A 17,952-nucleotide genomic window follows, 5' to 3' on the forward strand; every position below is an offset into this window, starting at 1 on the left:
TCTGCAACAGAATAACTTCGATGACCAAGTCCGCCGGTTGGCAAAACGGGACGAGACGACGCGCCGTCTGGTGACGGTCCCGGGTGTTGGCGTCGTGACTGCCCTAACTATCCGCCATACGATCGATAATCCCTCGCGCTTCCGATCGGCCTCGACAGTTGGCGCCTATCTGGGGCTTACGCCCCGACGTAACCAATCTGGCGAAACTGATACCAACGGCAAGATATCCCGTTGGTGCGATCGACTTCTACGAACTTACCTATTCGAGGCCGCAACCGTTCTGCTGTACCGAACAAAGAAATGGTCTTGCCTCAAGGCCTGGGTCATGAAGCTCGCAAAGCGGATTGGCGTGAGGAAGGCAAAGGTAGCCGTCGCCCGGAAGATCGCCGTAATCCTGCACTGCATCTGGGTCGGCGGCACCTCGTTCGACTGGGGGCAGGCGACGGAGGCATAATCTTATTTTCCAAGCTCCTGGTCCGGCCCCGCCGGACTGGCGATGTCCCGCTGGGACGGTGGTCGTAGCGACCTCGGTCAATCGGCTGGTGGCGGCACTCCGCTGCAAACGTTGAGGCGCTCGATCCGGACATCATCATGAGGCGCTCGCGACCTCGGAAAGGACCATGACCCCAGCTACGACATCAATCCCAATTACGCCGAAGCCGCTAACGACATCGATTATTCAATCCCCTAGGCGATCGTCTCGCCATCCGCGATCGCTCCGTCTCCGCAACCCGACCAGCTTCGACGGAGCAATCGCTCCGTGCCACTGGAGAGAAAAGAATGGCAGCTTGACAACAACCCGCAATTAAAGGGCCGATTGACAGTCAGAGGCATGTTCGCTCACATGAGCTCTTGGCAAATAGCTCACGAGGAGATTCTCAGAATCGAAAGATCATCCGGTACGTGCGGACGACCTATATGGCTTAAGCTGTCTCAGTAACGTGCTCGTCCAAGCTGAAGGTCCGTCCCGCGAAGGTCCATCGTGCGTCAACTGTGAAGACAACGATGCACGACGCAGCTTCAACTCAAGAAGTTCATCTGGCGCCCCCATTGCGATTAGACAATGCAATCACCACAGCGCAGGCGAAATTTCAATCCAGCATCAGAGATCCTCGTCTTACACGCAAGGCCACTCTTGCGAAGATTCCATCATCTGCTCGAGATATGCGACGGCGCTTTGACAAATGTTTCCTAACAGACACACCCTGTCGTTTCTCGAACTCGCTACCCGGGCGATATTGCCATTCGCTTCTTACTACCCTTTTCCTGCTGCCGGGCGTTCTGCCGAATCATGATTGTGAGGTTCCATTAAGCAACTGGCATAGTTCTTGATCCTCCTCCGCGTGGAGACGAAATTGTCTGCGATCGAATGGGCTTTGTTACTCCCAGGGTCTCGAACTCGGTGCAACTAAAAAGGTTTAGCCATGTGCGCAGCAGGAAACGGTGAGGCAACCGGACACCATGGCGAGCTTCTGCAGGGTATTTTCGAAGACGAGAATGGACAGCTACATCGAGGGTTAGTCTCACTTCCTTGCCGTCAGCTCAAATCAAGGGCGAAATTCAGCCCGAACAGGGCAGAAGACATCTCCATCACTCCAAGGCATTGTCAGAAGGCACAACGCGCTGCGAAGCTGGCACTCAAGAGGTTTGCTCCGACCAAGACTGGCGGACATCTGGCGATAGCCAGCAATATTCCGGTTGGTCGCGGCATGGGCTCATCCACTGCCGATGTCCTGGCCAGCATCCTAGCCGTTGTTGATTACCTGGAAGTGCAGCCATCGCCTGAAAGCATAATGCAAGTTGCTGTGAATGCCGAGACGGCATGCGATTCCACATTGTTTTCCCAGCAGGCAGTACTATTCGCACATCGCGAGGGGATCGTTATCGAGTCTTTCAGAAACTCAATTCCGCCAATAGATTACATCAGCGTCGATGTCACCCCCGACCATCCAATTGATACACTCGCGTTCGAGCCGGCTCGGTATAGTTCAGCCGATATCGAAACGTTTCGACCGCTCCGAGGTCTCCTTCGTCGAGCGATTAATACCTGCGATGTTAGCTTGCTTGGTCGGGTTGCTACGGCAAGCGCTCGGATTAACGACAGGCATCTTAGAAAACCACGCCTGCACGATATCGAAGCAATAAGCGATCGTAATTGCGCAATCGGCATACAAGTTGCCCACAGCGGCACAGTTGTCGGCATAATGTTTGACCCAACAAACAAAACGACCGCCGAAAACATTGAGCAGGCAACACATGATCTGAGAAATTTGGGATTCGAGCCATCGATCCTCGTGCATGAAGACCAACTGGAGAGAACGAATGTCTAACCGAACTGTTATGCGCAAGCTGGAGGCTTTTGAACTCCCTCGAATCGTTAAGCTGAGTGACGGCTTGTTTGGCGCCAGCTTCTCTCTTATGAAGCTGCTGCCCGCCCGGTTCATGCTAGAGCAAGCTGTGGAGCACGGATTGTTGAAATCAGGAGGGACCATCTGCGAGTCTTCTTCCGGCACTTTCGGTCTTGCGTTGGCTATGCTCGCTGTACAGTATGGCTATAAGCTTGTATTGGTGAGCGACTGGTCGCTTGATCGACAACTTCATAAGCGCCTCGTTGAGCTTGGCGCACGTGTGGAGATTGTCGATCGGCCCGCGAGCAGCGGAGGGCTTCAGCAAGCACGGTTGGATAGGCTAGCTGAATATCTTAAGGAAATACCCGATAGCTATTGGCCCTCGCAGTACTCCAACAAAGACAACCCGCTAGCCTACGGGAAGTTTGCCGAAGCGCTAGTCGAACGGTTGGGGAAGATCGACGCCCTGGTTGGACCAGTTGGATCAGGGGGATCGATGTGTGGTACAACCAAGTTCCTAAGGCATATTTTTCCCGCCCTGCATGCGATTGCCGTTGATGCTGCAAATTCAATATTGTTTGGACAACCTGCCGGCAAAAACGTGGTTCTTAGCGGACTAGGTGGCGCAATCGTACCTTACAATGTCGACCATAGACAGTTCGACGAGACTCACTGGCTAACACCCACAGAAATCTTTCAGGCCACTCACCACTTGCATCAGACCCATGGATTATTTATGGGGCCCACCAGCGGCGCAGCATATAGAGTTGCCGATTGGTGGTCACGCAAGAATCCAGGCAAGAACGTAGTCGCCATCTTTCCCGACGAGGGGCATCGTTACGTTGAAACAGTCTATGACGAGAACTGGCTCTCGTCCATTCCTGGGTGGCCTACGTCGATACGCCAAGAGCCAGTGACCGTTGAAACACCGGCCATGGAGTTAACCGGCTGGTCTTCCTATCCCTGGTGCAGGCGAACGCTACGCGAGGTACTCTCCGCCAAAGACCAGTCCCGCGGCTCCAACTCGGAGAGACAATGTAAGGGGACCTTATCTTTCGACGTAGGGCGCTGCGCGACGCTAAAAGCGTTACCTCATTTTGATAGCACGATCGTGGCGCATTTAGAGCTCAAGCCTGAACAAGAAGAGTTTGTAGAGCCGTTGGATGCGGTGTTTTCGAAACTGCGAAACAGTTCAAGTCCTCAACTAGAACATCCGTTTTCGGTTGTGGTCGGAAATGAAGTCGTTGCCTTTTTTATTTTGCGCGAAAAAGCTGCGCTGCCAGAGTGGGCGCCCCCAGATGTTATCACTTTGCACAATCTTCGCGTAGGCAGATCGTATCAAGGCCAAGGATACGGGAAACTAGCGACCAGACTAGCTGCTCAATGGATTTTGGAAAATCGCCCGGGCATCAAGCGTCTAATGCTTGCGGTCAACGTTCGCAACGTAACGGCCATACAGCTATATGTAGAATCGGGGTTTCAAGGTACAGGTGCTGTTAACTGCGGTCCAGTCGGCCCTCAAAACATTCTGCATATACACTTGGAAGGCCAGATTCAGCGGCATGGATGTCTCTGAGGCCAAGCGGTTAATGGCGCCGGAAGAGGAGAACGCGAAGCTGAAGAAGCTCCTGACGGAGCAGTGCCCTTCGCGAGCTTCCTTCGCGCATCTGCGCGCCGTCATGAGCCTGTCGGAACGCCTGTTCGACCGTTGGCGCGGATCGGAAGATGAGCCGCTATCACTCTAGTCGTCCTCCTGATGCGGAGCTGCGTGGCCGATTGCGCGATCTCGCCGGCGGCCGCGTTTCGGATACCGCCGGTGTTCGTCTTGCTGCGGCGGGAGGGCAAACCATCGGGAATCAACCGGATCTAACGGCTTTATCGGGAGCAAGGGGTCACCGTCCACAAGCCAACGAACCCGCCGCAAGGCCGTGGGGACCCGGGCCGCGATCGTGGTGGGAGCTCAGCCCAACGCCTGCTGGTCGCTGGATGTCGTCCACGACCGGTGACGTAAGCGTGGCGCCGCGGCCCTTCAGATTGTTTGTGCGCAATCTTGGGAGCACCGCTAGAAGAGTCATCTTCGGCAAGGGTGCTCACAATGGACGACCATTCGGACGATATAAGACGACCGTTGTCGCCGCGTATCGAAGTGTATGCTGGCGTAGGTCGAAAGCACTGGCGGGATGATTTGAAGGCACAGATTGTCGCGGAAAGCCTCGAGCCAGGCGCGGTTGTAACGGATATCGCACGCCGCCATCCCGGTCAAGGCCAGTCAGCTCTGAGAGGCGCAAGCCCGTCTGGGCCGCGACCAGCAGCAAGGTGTGATCGCGGCGACCAAGCCACGTCGTTCGATCGGGCGCGGCGAGAACCGCCTCGATCTCGGGGCGCGTCAGGAAGTGCACCTGTCGCTTGTCATGGCGCTTGCTCGGTATGGCGAGCACGCGCTGGATCAGCGCACTGTGTGCCGGTTCCTCGAAGGACACGAACCTGAAGAAGGATCTGATGGCCGTCAGACGCAGGTTACGCGTCTTCGCGCTGGCGCCGCGCTTTACCTCGAGATCGGTGAGGAACGCGCCGATGAACGGTGCATCCAGATCGGCGAGCGTCAGGGCCGATGGGGACTTCCGCAGCCGCACCTGTGCGAACATGAACAGCAGCCGGAACGTGTCCCTGTAGGAGGCGATCGTGTTGCCGCTAACATTGCGCTGGCGCATGAGGCGCTCGGTGAAGAAGCGCCCGATCAACGTGGCGACGTTGTAGGCGGGCTTCATGGCGTCACCTCCCATCGCCGATCGAGACGCCGCGCCGCTTCTTCCATCAACTCGGGGCAGGCCGAGAGATACCAGTAGGTATCGCGCACGCAGGCGTGGCCGAGGTAAGTGGAGAGTACTAGGAGTTGTTGCTCGACGTCCTTGCCTTCGCGATACCAGTCGAGCAGCGTCCGGATCCGCCACTCCATCCCCTCCCACCCACCCTCCGGGTGGAAAGGCGCCCGGCGCCACCGATAGTTCCATGACCGCTCCTCCACCGCAAAGTTATCTTTTGCGTTCAGGGAGCCATCTCGCCCTTGCTCAGCAACCTGTATCTCAATGAGGTGGACAAGACGCTGGAGCGGGCGCGGGAAATCACGCGAAATGGCAAGTACACCTACATCGAATATGCGAGGTTCGCTGACGATCTGGTGATCTTGATCGACGCCTACAAACGTCATGACTGGCTGATCAGGGCTATGGACAAGCGGCTTCGGGAGGAGTTCGGCAAGCTGCAGGTTGAAATCGTGATGAAAAGAGTCGCACAGTGGACCTTGAGCGCGGTGAGTGCTTCGGGTTACAGAGTGCGACGCGACGGGCCGAAAGTTGCCCCAGCAGGATAGGTCCCATAAGCGTTGGCGTGAAGCAAATGGGGGCGCGCAGTGCGGGAAATCCGCACGCTGCGTGCGACGTGGAGGGGACTGGAAACGTGGCGCGGTCGAAAGGTCTGCCGGCGCGCCAGTCCTCGACCCTACTGATGAGCGTTGCGCCTTGCAAGCGCGTTGAAGTCTGCCGTCTGCGATGACGGCCGCGGCAAAGCCTAGCGAGCCGCCGCGAACCGAGTCTTGCGTGGCGTCCGGTAACGGCCGTTGCGAAGCGTAGACAGGGAGGTTGTAGGCCGGAACGACAGTGAACGGGAACAAAAACCCGAAATCGAACGTGATCGGAGTAGCCGACCCTGTCGCTCAAAGGGGAAGGCGGAACCGCAGGTTGCGACAACGCGAGCGGTCTGAGGTGCTCCCGGGATTCGTACCGCCAGCATGCAACCAAAGGAAGCAACGCAAACAAGGGAGATCCATCCGGTTCAAACGCAAGCTTGTAGGACCTGCCAAGCCGAAGAGGTGAGAAGGGTCTGATGACCGGGTGGAAGTCAGACTGACTGATAGTACTCCGAGGACGGGAGAGCCGGCCAGATGGGGGAAGCGGTCAGCGGTAGTTGAATTGTTCTCGGGCGACATGGGCTCCATTCAACGGGAGTTACGACCTTCTATTCAAAGAGAAGATCAGCTGACCATGGAAACGAAACTTGAACAGATAGCAGTGAAAGCTCGAAGGGAGCCAAATCTCCGCTTCACTTCGCTGACCCATCACATCACGTGCGACCGGGTGCTGGAGAATCTATCAAAGATTCCGAAGCGATCCGCCGCCGGGGTGGATGGTCAGACGGTGGAGGCGGCGAAGGAGAGCTTCAAGGACTGGATAGGGCCGATGCTCCAATCCATCCACCGCCAGGGATATCGCGCGCCGAACATTCGGCGGGTCTATATCCCCAAGCCTGGCAAGACGGAGAAGCGCCCCCTCGGGGTTCCAACTGTCTCTGACCGGGCGCTCCAACGCACCACGGCTGAGGTGCTGTCCGCTATTTACGAGCAGGACTTCTTGCCCTGCTCGTTCGGCGGCAGGCCAAAGCTCAGCGCCCATCACGCCTTGGCGACCCTCAATGTAGGTCATCGCCGGCGGCATGATCAGCTGGGTGTTGGAGGCGGGTTTGAAGAACTTCTTCGGGAGTCTCGATCATGATTGGGTCCTCCGGTTTGTCGAACGTCGAGTCGGTGATCCGCGCCTGATCAGCTTGATCCGGCGCTGGTTGAAAGCGGGTGTCTTGGAAGACGGAGCGGTGCATCCGAGCGAACAAGGAACGCCACAAGGCGGTCGATCAGTGTGCTTTTGAGCAACCTCTACATTACGTTCTCGACCTCTGGTTCGAACGCGTGGTGAAGGGCCGGTTGCGGGGCGAAGCCCGACTGGTGCGCTATATCGACGACTTTGTGATCTGGTTCCAATATCGATCGGACGCCATCCGCGTACACGAGGCCTTGCGTCTTGGGTTGGGGAAGTTCAGCCTCACTCTAGAGCGACCAAGACCAAGTTGGTCGAGTTCGGTCGGTCGCGCAAAGACACGCGGGCAAACGCGGCAGAAACCGCCCGGAAACAATCTACTTTCTGGGCCCGACGCTCCATTGCACGCGGAACCAAAAAGGCAACTTCAAGGTTGGGATGCGTACCGAGAAATCTCGGCTAAAGCGCAGCCTCCTGTCTCTGCAAGAGCTGATGCGGCGAATACGGCATTATAAAATCAGTGATCAGGCCGGTGAAATCAACATCGTCCTGCGCGGCCACTATGGCTATTACGGTGTCGCCGGAAATCTCCGGAGTCTCGTAAAAGTTTATCGGGCCGTGGAGCGTTACTGGCGCAAAATGCTGTGCAGCGGCAGCTGGGCAGGCCGAAGCCTCACTTGGGACGCCTTCAACCAAATCAAAGAACGGACGCCGTTGCTGACCCCCAAACTGCGTCTCCCTTATCGGGAGCTGCAGGCACTGGCAGTGCTGTGAACCAACTGCCGAAGTGCGTGGTGCGGTAAAACCCGCACGCCACGTTCTGTGGGAACCGGGGGCGGCGACCGCCTCCGGTGACCCGGTGGAAGAGGACGGAACGCCAACAAGCGCATCACCGCGCCTCTCCTCGACTTTACTGCGCGAGGAGCCAAGAACGACGCGGCGCGAAGCGGTCATCCGCCTCAATATGCGGTTCGTCCCAATCAAGAGTGTCGAGAACCAAGGCTTCTTGATCCGCGATCTCCATCAGGGCCAGCGGCCATGGCATCGGTCGCACCAACAGGCCGTATACATGAACGCACCCGATCGTTATCGAGATCCCTTGCATGCGCGGGGCCGCGTATACATGAAGCTCTCGACGAAGGCATTCTGCCTGGGCTTACCCGGCGCGATGTAGTGCTATACGACGCAGCCTGATCGGCCGGCAATCCGAAGATGTGGTCAACGACAAAGGCAGCGAGCTCACCAGCAACGCCAGCCGGTCCAGTTCCCGCGCCACCCGAGTGCCTGAGAGTGAGCTGTCGGCCACCGGCGCCAAACACTCGCGGGTGCAGTAGTCGACCATGGTCAGAACACGGAAGCGGCGGCCGTCAATGAGCTGATCCGACACGAAGTCGGGCGACCAGCGCTCGTTGGGTGCCATCGGCACCATCATCGGTGCTCTGGTCCCAATTGCCCGCTTGCAACCGCCGCGGCGGGGTACTGCGCGACCTGAATGCTTCGTCACACTCTGATCATGCGAGAGTCGTCCATTTGAAGCTTACCCGTGCAGAAGTTGTGGACCCATCGGACTTTCGAAGTAGATCTTACCCGAAGGGGAGCGCACTCTCGATCGTCACCCGCGATAGATGTTGGCCTCTTTTGTCCTGCGTGAAAAGCTCGCGCGCGGATGGGCGAGAGTACCTTGCATAGCCCTCGCATGAGCCCGGCATACAAATGGATTGTAAGGCAGCAATTTGACTTGCCGCTCAAGGGGGCTTGGCGAACCGACCGCCGCGTCGATCGCCTCGTGCTGGCATCGACATCAAGCTTTTCTGACGTCGACTGTTGGATTTGCGACATCCTGTTGGACCCATGACATGTCCGCCCAGCAAAATAGCGTTCCGCCATTGAGCTCTCGGAGTTGGCACGAACCTTGAAGGGTGTCATCCAGCATCTTCTGATGAAGGACGCGCAGTGATGGCTCACAAGATGATCGTCTCTCAGTCCGTTTGTAGGTAGCACGCGCGAATTCGGGGGCGTATGCATCTCATTGGCACGCGGTATCCGTGACGCGCTGCTAGGCAGATCTGCGCGCTTGGTCCGCATCTGCTGTCCATCGTTAATTTCCGTACGGAGGAGGATCGCTTACGTGAAACGGGAGGTATTTAGTTCGCCGAGACAAACGGGCCAGCATGAGTTTCATGAAGAAAGATAACCAGAACAATGCCGGTGTTGGCTTCGCGGCACGAACTGACGAGACCGAGGCACGAAATCAGTTTGCTGTCGAGCTCAGCGAAACCACGAAATTAGTATTGCCTATGGTGCTGACGCAGGTTGGTCAGATCGCGATGATGACGACTGACCTTGCCTTCATCGGGCGCATCGATGCTGAGGCGGTCGCCGCGGCAGCGCTTGCCAGCAGGGTCTATCTCATTAGCTTCACCGTGAGCGTCGGGCTGCTAGGGGCGATCGTACCGTTAGCGGCGCAGGCTTTCGCAGCTGATAATCTAGTCGTGGTGCGGCGCGCGCTGCGCATGGGGCTTTGGGCAGCGCTGATGCTATCGTTCCCGATCGTGGCGCTTTCGCTGCGCGGAGAGCAAATACTGCTCCTTCTCGGTCAGGTGCCCGACACGGCGCGGCTGGCCCAGCAATACTTATTCGGACTGGCCTGGGGCGTCGCCCCGGCACTATCGTTTCTGGCCATCCGCAGTTTCATGATCGCAGTGAATCGACCGGAGCCGGTCTTATGTATCACACTTGCGGCGATTCCCCTGAACGCCTTACTGGCTTATCTGTTGATCTATGGAAAGCTCGGCCTGCCAAGGCTGGAGCTGTTCGGAGCTGGTCTTGCGACCACGCTCGTAAACTGTGCGACGTTCTTGGCCGCCTTGTGGTGCGCCCTGATGCATCGTCCTTTCCGTGACTATCAGGCGTTTGTGCATCTCTGGCGCTTCGATTGGCCCATGATGCGGCAGTTGATCGCCATCGGGACGCCAGTCTCAATCGCCTCCTTGATGAGTTCCGGGCTAACTTCGGCCGCTACGATGCTCGCGGGCATGATCAGCACCAGTGTACTCGCCGCGCATCAGATCGCCGTCCAGGTTGCCGGGACCTTGTTCACGATCCCTTTCGGCGTCAGTATGGCGGCGGCCGTGCGTGTCGGCCATGCGGTCGGTCGCAAGGACGGTCCGGGCGTTAAACGGGCAGGTCTGGTCGCGATGCTGTTCGGTATCGTAATTACCGCGATACTAACGCTTGCAACAATTGCCGCTCGCTTTGAGATCGCGGAGGTGTTCTTGGGGGGATCTGTGTTCCGTAGCGATGCAACGGTCGGACTCGCTGCAAAGCTCGTTTTGGTCGGAGCCGGTTTCTTTATGACCGATGCCGTCCAGAGTATTGCGGTGGGCAGCCTGAGCGGACTGAAGGATACCCGGGTGCCGCTTCTGTTCGCCGGCATCGCTTATTGGCTGATCGGCTTTTCGCTCAGCTACGTGCTAAGTTTGAAGATAGGCCTTGGCGCCGTTGGTATCTGGATTGGGTTATCAATCGGGAAGGCTGTCTATGCCGGGCTTCTGGTCCTGCGCTTTGAGCTGCTGGCGAGCAGATTTGTTTGAGCCGATTATTCGCCCGCGGACAGCTCGTCGAGCTCTACGCGGCGCGTCCCTTCCAGGATGAGTTCGCTGGCCACGGCACGTGGCGATGCCAGACTTGGCCGAGGGTCTCTTCAGCTGGATCCAAGATGCGATATGAAGCCCAACTGACCTCGATGAGAGGTGGTGATCTTCCGGCACTCACGTGCCTCGTCTAGCTCTCGAAGGTATGCGCGCCTTTGATCGTCTGAAGCCGTATGCGCAACGATCTAGTTCTGCTTCAACAGGGGAAATCTCATGAGCAGACGCGATTCCGGAAACTGTTTATTTTCCGGCTTGATCCGGCGCTCACTGCTGCAGTCGATCGCTGACTTACTTTGCGTACCATTTGTGGCCGAAGCTACTAGCGCCTGGGCGCAGGAAAAGCTCGCGGGGGCTGGCGCAGTCGTCGCTTTCAGCTGGGGTGGCTCTCATGCCGGCGGCGTTCGGCAATATGTCTATGAGCTGCTTACGAAGTCGACGGGAAAAATAATCGTGAGTGTAACTGCAGGGCTCATTGCGCGAGCCATTCTGGGCTTTGCTCCACCTCTCGTCGTATCCGAATATGGGATAGATGAGATTGTTGAACTAGCCTACCGAGTGACGAAGCAAGTGATGGACGAGCTTGCGAAAGAGTCCGCGGCTTGAACAGGCGGGCTCGTCAATCGACCTGCCTTCGCGAGATTTGTCGTAGCCGGAACGAATGCGACCTTATCCAGCAGTGAGTTCGCTCCTGGCGTTTGGATTGCCCGGTTGGGCGGTGGAGACGGAAGCTGCGGAGCTGCTGATTCCGATGATCTCGCCCGAGTGTACCGATTTGATCTCGCCCGGGATTCCGAGATGATCTCGCCCACCGTTCCGATTTGATGTCGCCCGGGCGCGAGGCTTTCTGGTTGGTGGTTCTGGCATCAGCGACGCCGCGTGGTCAATCTTGAATCGCGACATGAAGGGACGATTTTTCTGCTACTGTTCCTGCTGTGGGCATGTGGGCAACGCCCTTGCGTTGTCCAAGCGCAGCGGCATGTCCACAGCGCCACTTGCTCAGGCCTTTCGGCTGGGTTTGCGGGTTCGCCGCATGCTCTCGCCGTTCAGATCGATCCGGTGGGCGTTATGGACCAGGCGGTCGAGGACGGCGGCGGCGTAGGTGGGGTCACCGAACACGTCAGAGTACCCCTATTCTCGAGCGGCTCGTGTCTCACGTCACGATCACCGACCCGCATCATTTTCTTTTTGGGCACCGGGTTGAGGTGCTGAAGGAGCGGCCGGGGCGCGGTCCCGCGTACGTCGTTGTCGCGCTGCTGGACGGCCGGCCGCGGGCGGTTCGGATCGCGTCGACGGATCTTGCCGAGACGACAACTTCCGGCCCGAACGCCGCCGATCTGCCGCGCATCAGCGCACGTATGTTGATCCCATTGATGCAACATTTGAGCGCGAGTCTGAGCCTTCTCGACGAGAAGGTGATTCGCGATGACCCACCGACCGCTTCCAGGTCGCGTTGCGTATCGACCCCTGCCGACGTTGGCAACTCCACCTGGCCGTCCGGCCGACATTCCGCGCCTGTGGCCGAATCTGTCGACCACGACGCAAACCCAGATCGCTCAAATCCTCGCCGCGCTGCTGCGGCGAATGCAAGCGGTTCCCGGCACGCCCGGAAGGAGACTGGGTCGTGCTAATCAGCTTGAACGTCGCTGACGAGCGGCTCACGACTGCGCACCGAGCGAAGTTGGCCTATGTCTACGTGCGGCAGTCATCCATGAACCAGGTGCGTCAGCACCAGGAGAGCATCATCAAAAGACAGGTGTACGCCACGAACCGTGAGCATCATTCTTGCCCGTTACGATCGCCCCATAGGTGTCGATTAAGTGTTGTGTGACGGGCCCGGGTTGACCATTGCCAACAACCATACGGTCTATGGATATCACTGGCGTGATTTCCGCAGCGGTGCCGCAATAAAATACTTCTTGGGCGAGGATCAGTTCCGATCGATCTACATCGCGCTCGACGGTCTCCAGCCCAAGATACTCGCGGGCCAGTTCGATAACGGTCTGGCGCGTAATCGACTCCAATATGTCATTGGTCCCGCTTGGCGTGATCAGTTGACCATTGCGAAGAATGAACACGCACATCGCGGATGCCTCTGCCAGCTTTCCCCTCGAATTAAGAAGGAAAGACTGATCGTACCCATCGCGTTGGGCCTGCATAACGGCTAATCGGGAGTTATGATAATTTGCATTACATTTGATACGTGCAGGCATCACGTTGTCCGGCATACGCATCCAGGAACTAATCTGAACTGAAGCACCTTCGGCAATTTGTCTATCGGTCTCCCGTGGCAGCGCCGTGACTGCGGTTCCGATCGGGCCAGTGGCCTCCAACTCGCCAGATTGAATGAAAGCCATCATCCGGATATGTACGTTCGTACGAAATCCATTTGCACGACATAGTCGAACGAGCGCTTTGGTTAACTCCTCGCTGGACGGACCCTGATCGAAGCGCATCGCCTTTTGCGAGAAGGCATAGCGTTGCAGATGCTCTGCGACACGAAATAGGTATAGTTGCTGTGCTTCATCATTCCAATAGCCACGTATTCCCTCGAAGACGCCTAGACCATACTTTGCCACCGGTGCAAAAATATGCACCTTAGCGTCATCCCAATGGACAATTTTGCCGTTGAGATATGCAAACTCTACCATCGACATGCAGTCCACTCCATTTACCGGGAACCAGCTCTCCTCGAGCCCTCGCTCGGACGATAGACAAGTCCGCTAGTTGTGTGAGCACTCCTCCGTGTGTTCGTGGCGATTAGCGACGATCGAGAGCCGTTCCGCGGGCGCATTATGAACTTCTCTGAGGAAGGCAGGATCCTGTTGGAGCAACGGAGCGCAGCTCGTCTAGTCAGCGAGTCGACGCATGCGTCATTAGGGTCGGTGGCAGAACAGATTGTGGCAGTATATTGCATGCCGAACTCTTGCAGTTCCGTTGACTAATCCGACGTCGGATAACCGAGATGTGGCATGCGTCCGTCATCTAGAGCAATTACTGAGGCTGGTAGTTGACCGCCGAAGATTTTGGAATCCTAATGTATGATGATGTAGAAGTGTCGACTAAGCGCTGACAGTTTCAAGAGTGGCGCCGATGATACTCTCAGTCAGCTAGCTTGAGCAGCTAGCATTACAGTTGCTTTGTTTGCGGGCTTCTGAATCCATGGGCAACCATGATTCGAATGTCGTGGACGCGGGCCGCGTCGGTTGAGGAGACGCTTGCGTTGTGGGCGGCGTCGCTTCGAGAGGTCAAGCAGCGGATACGTCCGTTGTTCACGCAAGAGCGTGTGGCGACGAATGCAGGCCTGTTCCTGGAAGGTCTGCTCGGAGATGAGCAGCGCAAGACCGGCTGGATGCGCGCGGAGGCGGCTGGCGATCCTGGCCCATGGCGTCAGCAGGCAATTCTGGGTCGTGGAGATTGGGACGCTGATGCCCTGCGCGATATCGTCCGCGACTATGTCATCGAGCATTTGGCGGATGACGATGCGGTGCTGGTGATCGACGAGACCGGCTTTCTCAAGCAGGGTAAGGCCTCATGCGGAGTGGCACGGCAATACACTGGTTCGGCAGGGAAGATTACGAACTGCCAGATCGGCGTCTTCGCTACCTACGTTTCGCGTCATGGTCATGCGTTCATCGATCGCGCGTTGTATCTTCCGAAGGAATGGACTGACGATCCAGATCGTCTGGAAGCCGCATATGTGCCTGCCGATGTCGGCTTTGCGACCAAACCAAAGCTTGCGACGAGAATGATCGCACGTGCGATAGCCGCGTCTGTACCATTCAAGTGGGTTGCCGGTGACACGGTCTACGGTGTTGGCGATATCGAACAGCAGCTACGGCGGGCAGGCAAAGGCTATGTGCTCGGGGTCAGCAGCTCTCATGTCTTCCGATCCTGGGGCAAGCGACAGCCGGTCGCCGGCAAGGCCGAAGACATCGCCCGGACGCGGCGCCCGTCCGACTGGAAGCGCTTGTCGGCGGGAGCCGGAACCAAAGGACCGAGGCTGCATGACTGGTGTTATCTCGAACTGGCCGATCTCGAGGTCGAGCAGTTCAACAGCGCAAATGATGGTTTATGGACGCGCGGTCTGCTGATCCGTCGCCATATCGCCGATGGCGATCTCGCCTTCTTCACCACCTGGTGCCCAGCGGGAACATCAATTGAAACGCTGGTCGCGGTCGAAGGCCATCGATGGGCGATCGAGGACAGCTTTGAAACCGCGAAAAACGAGTTCGGGCTCGATCACAACGAGAGCAGGTCCTGGCATGGCTGGCATCGCCACGTGTCCCTGGTGATGCTCGCCTTCGCCATGATGGCGGCGATCCGCCATCGCGCCAATCCGCCACCGCCCAAAAAAACCAAACGCCGCCCCCCGGCAAAAGCCAAAGCACACCCACGCCGCCACTGATCCGTTGGTCAATCCAGGAAATCCGCCGCATCGCCATCAGGCTTGCTCGAAAGCGGATCCAACCCGCGCATGTCATCGCATGGTCATTCTGGCGCAGAGCTCACCAGGCTGCCGCTCAGCGCGCGCATCTCAAAGCAAAACGGCAACTGTAATGCTAGGCTGCGATGGGCTCCATCGTGTGCTCCTGCAAAGTGATCCAGCACATGCTGTCTGCCTGCGTCCGGTTGCAGCGAGACCGAACTTTGGACCACCCAGAATTAGAGTTTTGCGCTTCTGTCACGTTGGCGGGCTGGTTGCGCCAACGTGATTTTGCAGCAAAATCGGCGGTCGATTTCCGATCGCCCCATGGGGCCGTTCTTCGTTATAGTATCTGCGCCAAGTCTGGCCAGAACAAGACGCGGCGCATCTATCGCGAATTGGGCCTGCAATTGCGCAACAAAACGCCCAAGCGCCGGGTCAAGGCCAAGCTGCGCGATGATCGCAGGCTGGCGACACGATCGAACGAGACCGGGGCGATGGACTTTGTCCATGACCAGTTGGCGAGCGGACACAGGCTTCGCGCGCTTACGATCGTCGATACCTTCTCGCGCTTCTCGCCGGCCTTGGCGCCGCGGTTCACCTTCCGCGGTACCGACGTCGTGGAGGTGCTGGAAAGGGCCTGCAAGGAAGTGGGATTCCCGGCAACGTGCTCATTGCGGATGGCGAGCGGCTTTACGATCCGCGCGCCTACCACGACCGCCTGCTGTTGGGCTTGTCCGGCATCATGAGCGAGGCGGAGTTGCATCAGCTTCGAATGCGCCTTCACCAAGGGGAACGCCAGAAGGCGGCGCGCGGCGAACTGCGGCTGCCCCTGCCAGCCGGGCTCGCCTATGATCGAGCGGGCACAATTATTCTCAATCCCGATGAGGAGGTGCAGGCCCGTCTTCATCTCGTGTTCGCCAAATTTCGGGAACTGCAGAGCGCTCGCCGTGTGATGCGTTACTTGGACAGGAACGGATTGTCCTTGCCGGTTCGACCGCTGCTTGGCCCATCTCCACATGAGATCGTCTGGCGGGCGCCAGATAGTGCACGCGTCCTTAGCGTCCTTCAAAATCCGGCCTATGCTGGGGCGTACGTTTATGGCCGACGGCAAAAGGATCCGAGCCGATGCCGGCCGGGATCACTGACGGGAACGGTCAAGGTGGCGATCGGGGATTGGGCGGTTTGCCTCCACGCCGCTCACCCAGGGTATATCAGCTGGGAGGAGTTCATGGCCAACCAGGGGCGACTGGCAGATAACGTCTTCCGCTATGAGGCAGGACATTCTGGCGTACCGCGCAAGGGGGCAGCCCTGTTACAAGGAATTGCGATCTGCGGCCGTTGCGGACGGCGCATGAGCATGCGCTACACTGGCCCGAATGCCGACTATCCGGTCTATTGCTGCCGCTCGGATCGGGACCAGCAAGGCAGTGCACTGTGTCAGGAAGTCCGGGCCTTGGCGGTTGACGCGCTGGTCGAGCGGGTGGTCCTCGATGCCCTAGTGCCGGATCAGATTGAGATCGCGCTCGCGGCGGCGGGCCAACTGGAGCAGGAGAGCCGTCAGCTCGAGCGCCAGTGGGCGCTTCGCGTGGAGCGCGCCCGCTACGAGGCCGAGCGCGCTCGGCGTCAGTATGACGCCGTAGAACCCGAGAACCGTCTTGTGGCGCGCTCACTTGAGCGGGCTTGGGAAGAGAAGCTGCGTGTCGTCGAGGCGGTCGAGCAGCAGCATGCGCGTTGGCGCGTACAAGAGCCGCTTCTGATTGGCCCGGCGGAACGCGCCGGGCTACAAGCGCTCGGCGAGAATCTGCCCAGGATTTGGAATGCGGCCACCACGTCGGCAGCCGATCGCAAGCGTATTCTGCGATTTGTCATCCGCGAAGTGGTTCTTGATCAGAAGCGGACCCGAGGTCAAGTGTGGCTCAAGATTGTCTGGCAGACCGGCGCAACCAGCGAGCATCACGTACAACGGCGCGTTCACACCTACCGCGATTACACCGACATTGATCGGTTGCGGCGACGAATCGTCGAGTTGAATGCTGAACACAAAATGGATGGCGAGATCGCGGCGATACTCAATCAGGAAGGCTTCGTCGCGGCCCGAGGCTGCGCCTTCAAAGGCGAGAACGTCTGGGTATTACGTACCCGCTGGGGCATTCCCACCGTCAAAATCAACGGCATGGAGAAGAACCCAATGCGCTGGCCCGACGGGAGCTTCTCGATTCAGGGCGCGGCGACTGAGCTTGGAGTAACCCCGCAGACGGTGTTCGATTATCTCGCGCGCGGGTTGCTGGCAGGTCATCAATTGGCCAGGGGCCAGCCATGGCAGATCGAGCTCTCAGACAAACAAATTACTCAGCTTCGCAACCGGGTACGACGCACCAAGCGTTCCAAGAAGGAGGCATCATGAAGTCATCGGCTCGGCAATGACGTCATGCCATTGCGATACAGGAACCTGACTCGTGATCAACAAGGATCTCTTGTCGTAGCGATCGTCGACGATCTCGAGCAGATTGCGGCGCTGGTCGGCGGTGAGCGGTTCGGGTCCCCAGTCGTCGAGGATGAGGAGATTGACGCGTTCCAGGGCTGCGATCAGGCGCGCCAGACGGCCTTCGCCGCGCGCCTGGGCGAGATCGGCGAACAGGCGCGATGTTCGCTTGTAGAGGACGGAAGAGCCGTCGCGGCAGGCTTTGTTGCCGAGCGCACAGGCAAGCCAGGATTGCCGGTGCCGGTTGGGCCGACAATGACTCGGTGGTTGCTGTCGCGCATCCATTGGTGCCAAGGTTCTGGAAGAGCGAACGATCGAGACCGCGGGCGGTGCGATAGTCAACGTTCTCGATGGCGGCGGCTTGACGGAGCTTGGCACTGGTTAAGCCGCGCGTGAGGCGACGGTTGTCGTGGGCGGTGACCTCGAGATCGACGAGGAGGCCGAGCCAATCGGCGTG

At 58.2% G+C, this 17,952-nt stretch carries 14 protein-coding genes and 8 pseudogenes; 15 read left to right on the forward strand and 7 right to left on the reverse strand.

Features of this window, described 5'->3' with window-relative positions:
• Nucleotides 1–94 precede the first annotated feature (94 nt).
• The 6 genes and pseudogenes from IVB18_RS42105 to IVB18_RS42125 all read left to right on the forward strand — a co-directional run.
• A pseudogene (locus tag IVB18_RS42105) lies at nt 95–244 on the forward strand (transposase); the annotation flags it as partial.
• Between the two features lie 81 nt (nt 245–325).
• Complete coding sequence (locus IVB18_RS51780) at nt 326–454, forward strand: hypothetical protein (protein ID WP_256477138.1); 129 nt, start codon at nt 326–328, stop codon at nt 452–454.
• Nucleotides 455–1,424: 970 nt separating this feature from the next.
• Nucleotides 1,425–2,330: a GHMP kinase gene (locus IVB18_RS42110; protein ID WP_247986030.1), complete on the forward strand. Its 906-nt coding sequence runs from the start codon at nt 1,425–1,427 to the stop codon at nt 2,328–2,330.
• 88 nt (nt 2,331–2,418) lie between these two features.
• Nucleotides 2,419–3,924 carry a pyridoxal-phosphate dependent enzyme gene (locus tag IVB18_RS42115; RefSeq protein WP_256477129.1) on the forward strand — a complete coding sequence of 502 codons (1,506 nt, stop codon included), beginning with the start codon at nt 2,419–2,421 and terminating at the stop codon, nt 3,922–3,924.
• A pseudogene (locus IVB18_RS42120) lies at nt 3,884–4,348 on the forward strand (IS3 family transposase); the annotation flags it as partial. The gene IVB18_RS42115 and the pseudogene IVB18_RS42120, both read left to right, overlap by 41 nt.
• 95 nt (nt 4,349–4,443) lie before the next feature.
• Nucleotides 4,444–4,560 (forward strand): annotated as a pseudogene (locus IVB18_RS42125) (hypothetical protein); the annotation flags it as partial.
• 40 nt (nt 4,561–4,600) lie between these two features.
• Here IVB18_RS42125 and IVB18_RS42130 read toward each other — a convergent pair.
• A pseudogene (locus tag IVB18_RS42130) lies at nt 4,601–5,116 on the reverse strand (site-specific integrase); the annotation flags it as partial.
• A pseudogene (locus tag IVB18_RS42135) lies at nt 5,113–5,298 on the reverse strand (integrase); the annotation flags it as partial. The pseudogenes IVB18_RS42135 and IVB18_RS42130, both read right to left, overlap by 4 nt.
• A gap of 114 nt (nt 5,299–5,412) precedes the next feature.
• Between IVB18_RS42135 and IVB18_RS42140 the strand changes: the two are divergent.
• From IVB18_RS42140 to IVB18_RS42150, 3 genes are all read left to right on the forward strand, one after another.
• Nucleotides 5,413–5,718 (forward strand): hypothetical protein, encoded by a 306-nt coding sequence (locus tag IVB18_RS42140; RefSeq protein ID WP_247986032.1) that lies wholly within the window; start codon nt 5,413–5,415, stop codon nt 5,716–5,718.
• Between the two features lie 670 nt (nt 5,719–6,388).
• The gene (locus IVB18_RS42145) at nt 6,389–6,895 is read left to right on the forward strand and encodes a hypothetical protein (RefSeq protein ID WP_247986033.1); all 507 of its coding nucleotides are present in this window, start codon (nt 6,389–6,391) and stop codon (nt 6,893–6,895) included.
• A 477-nt stretch (nt 6,896–7,372) separates the two neighbouring features.
• Nucleotides 7,373–7,708, forward strand: coding sequence for a hypothetical protein (locus tag IVB18_RS42150; RefSeq protein ID WP_247986034.1), 336 nt, complete (start codon nt 7,373–7,375; stop codon nt 7,706–7,708).
• Nucleotides 7,709–7,844: 136 nt separating this feature from the next.
• Here the strand turns inward: IVB18_RS42150 and IVB18_RS51785 are convergent, their stop codons facing one another.
• Together IVB18_RS51785 and IVB18_RS42155 are read right to left on the reverse strand one after the other, a co-directional pair.
• Nucleotides 7,845–7,979 carry a hypothetical protein gene (locus IVB18_RS51785; protein ID WP_256476639.1) on the reverse strand — a complete coding sequence of 45 codons (135 nt, stop codon included), beginning with the start codon at nt 7,977–7,979 and terminating at the stop codon, nt 7,845–7,847.
• Nucleotides 7,980–8,186: 207 nt separating this feature from the next.
• Nucleotides 8,187–8,417, reverse strand: a pseudogene (locus IVB18_RS42155) (IS3 family transposase); the annotation flags it as partial.
• Between the two features lie 697 nt (nt 8,418–9,114).
• On the opposite strand from IVB18_RS42155, the gene IVB18_RS42160 reads away from it, so the two are divergent.
• A complete protein-coding gene (locus IVB18_RS42160; RefSeq protein WP_247986035.1) occupies nt 9,115–10,527 on the forward strand; it encodes an MATE family efflux transporter in 1,413 nt (470 codons plus the stop codon).
• A 273-nt stretch (nt 10,528–10,800) separates the two neighbouring features.
• A complete protein-coding gene (locus tag IVB18_RS42165; protein WP_247991967.1) occupies nt 10,801–11,190 on the forward strand; it encodes a hypothetical protein in 390 nt (129 codons plus the stop codon).
• A gap of 393 nt (nt 11,191–11,583) precedes the next feature.
• On the opposite strand, the pseudogene IVB18_RS42170 reads toward IVB18_RS42165, so the two are convergent.
• Nucleotides 11,584–11,712 (reverse strand): annotated as a pseudogene (locus IVB18_RS42170) (ATP-binding protein); the annotation flags it as partial.
• A 20-nt stretch (nt 11,713–11,732) separates the two neighbouring features.
• Here IVB18_RS42170 and IVB18_RS42175 point away from each other — a divergent pair.
• On the forward strand, nt 11,733–12,215 hold the full coding sequence (locus IVB18_RS42175) for a hypothetical protein (protein WP_247986036.1): 483 nt from the start codon (nt 11,733–11,735) through the stop codon (nt 12,213–12,215).
• A 114-nt stretch (nt 12,216–12,329) separates the two neighbouring features.
• On the opposite strand, the gene IVB18_RS42180 is transcribed toward IVB18_RS42175, so the two are convergent.
• Nucleotides 12,330–13,241: a branched-chain amino acid transaminase gene (locus IVB18_RS42180; RefSeq protein WP_247986037.1), complete on the reverse strand. Its 912-nt coding sequence runs from the start codon at nt 13,239–13,241 to the stop codon at nt 12,330–12,332.
• Between the two features lie 515 nt (nt 13,242–13,756).
• Between IVB18_RS42180 and IVB18_RS42185 the strand changes: the two genes are divergently transcribed.
• The 3 genes and pseudogenes from IVB18_RS42185 (at nt 13,757) to IVB18_RS42195 (ending at nt 17,417) form a co-directional block, all read left to right on the forward strand.
• Nucleotides 13,757–14,992, forward strand: a complete 1,236-nt coding sequence (locus IVB18_RS42185; RefSeq protein ID WP_247986038.1) for an IS701 family transposase — start codon at nt 13,757–13,759, stop codon at nt 14,990–14,992.
• A 392-nt stretch (nt 14,993–15,384) separates the two neighbouring features.
• Nucleotides 15,385–15,678, forward strand: a pseudogene (locus IVB18_RS42190) (IS3 family transposase); the annotation flags it as partial.
• Nucleotides 15,678–17,417, forward strand: a complete 1,740-nt coding sequence (locus IVB18_RS42195; protein WP_247986039.1) for a recombinase family protein — start codon at nt 15,678–15,680, stop codon at nt 17,415–17,417. The pseudogene IVB18_RS42190 and the gene IVB18_RS42195, both read left to right, overlap by 1 nt.
• Here IVB18_RS42195 and IVB18_RS51510 read toward each other — a convergent pair.
• Nucleotides 17,412–17,780, reverse strand: a complete 369-nt coding sequence (locus IVB18_RS51510) for an ATP-binding protein (RefSeq protein ID WP_253076228.1) — start codon at nt 17,778–17,780, stop codon at nt 17,412–17,414. The two genes, IVB18_RS42195 and IVB18_RS51510, sit on opposite strands and share 6 nt — an antisense overlap.
• Nucleotides 17,781–17,952 lie beyond the last annotated feature (172 nt).

Origin of the sequence: Bradyrhizobium sp. 186 (assembly GCF_023101685.1) — a bacterium.
Classification (GTDB): domain Bacteria; phylum Pseudomonadota; class Alphaproteobacteria; order Rhizobiales; family Xanthobacteraceae; genus Bradyrhizobium.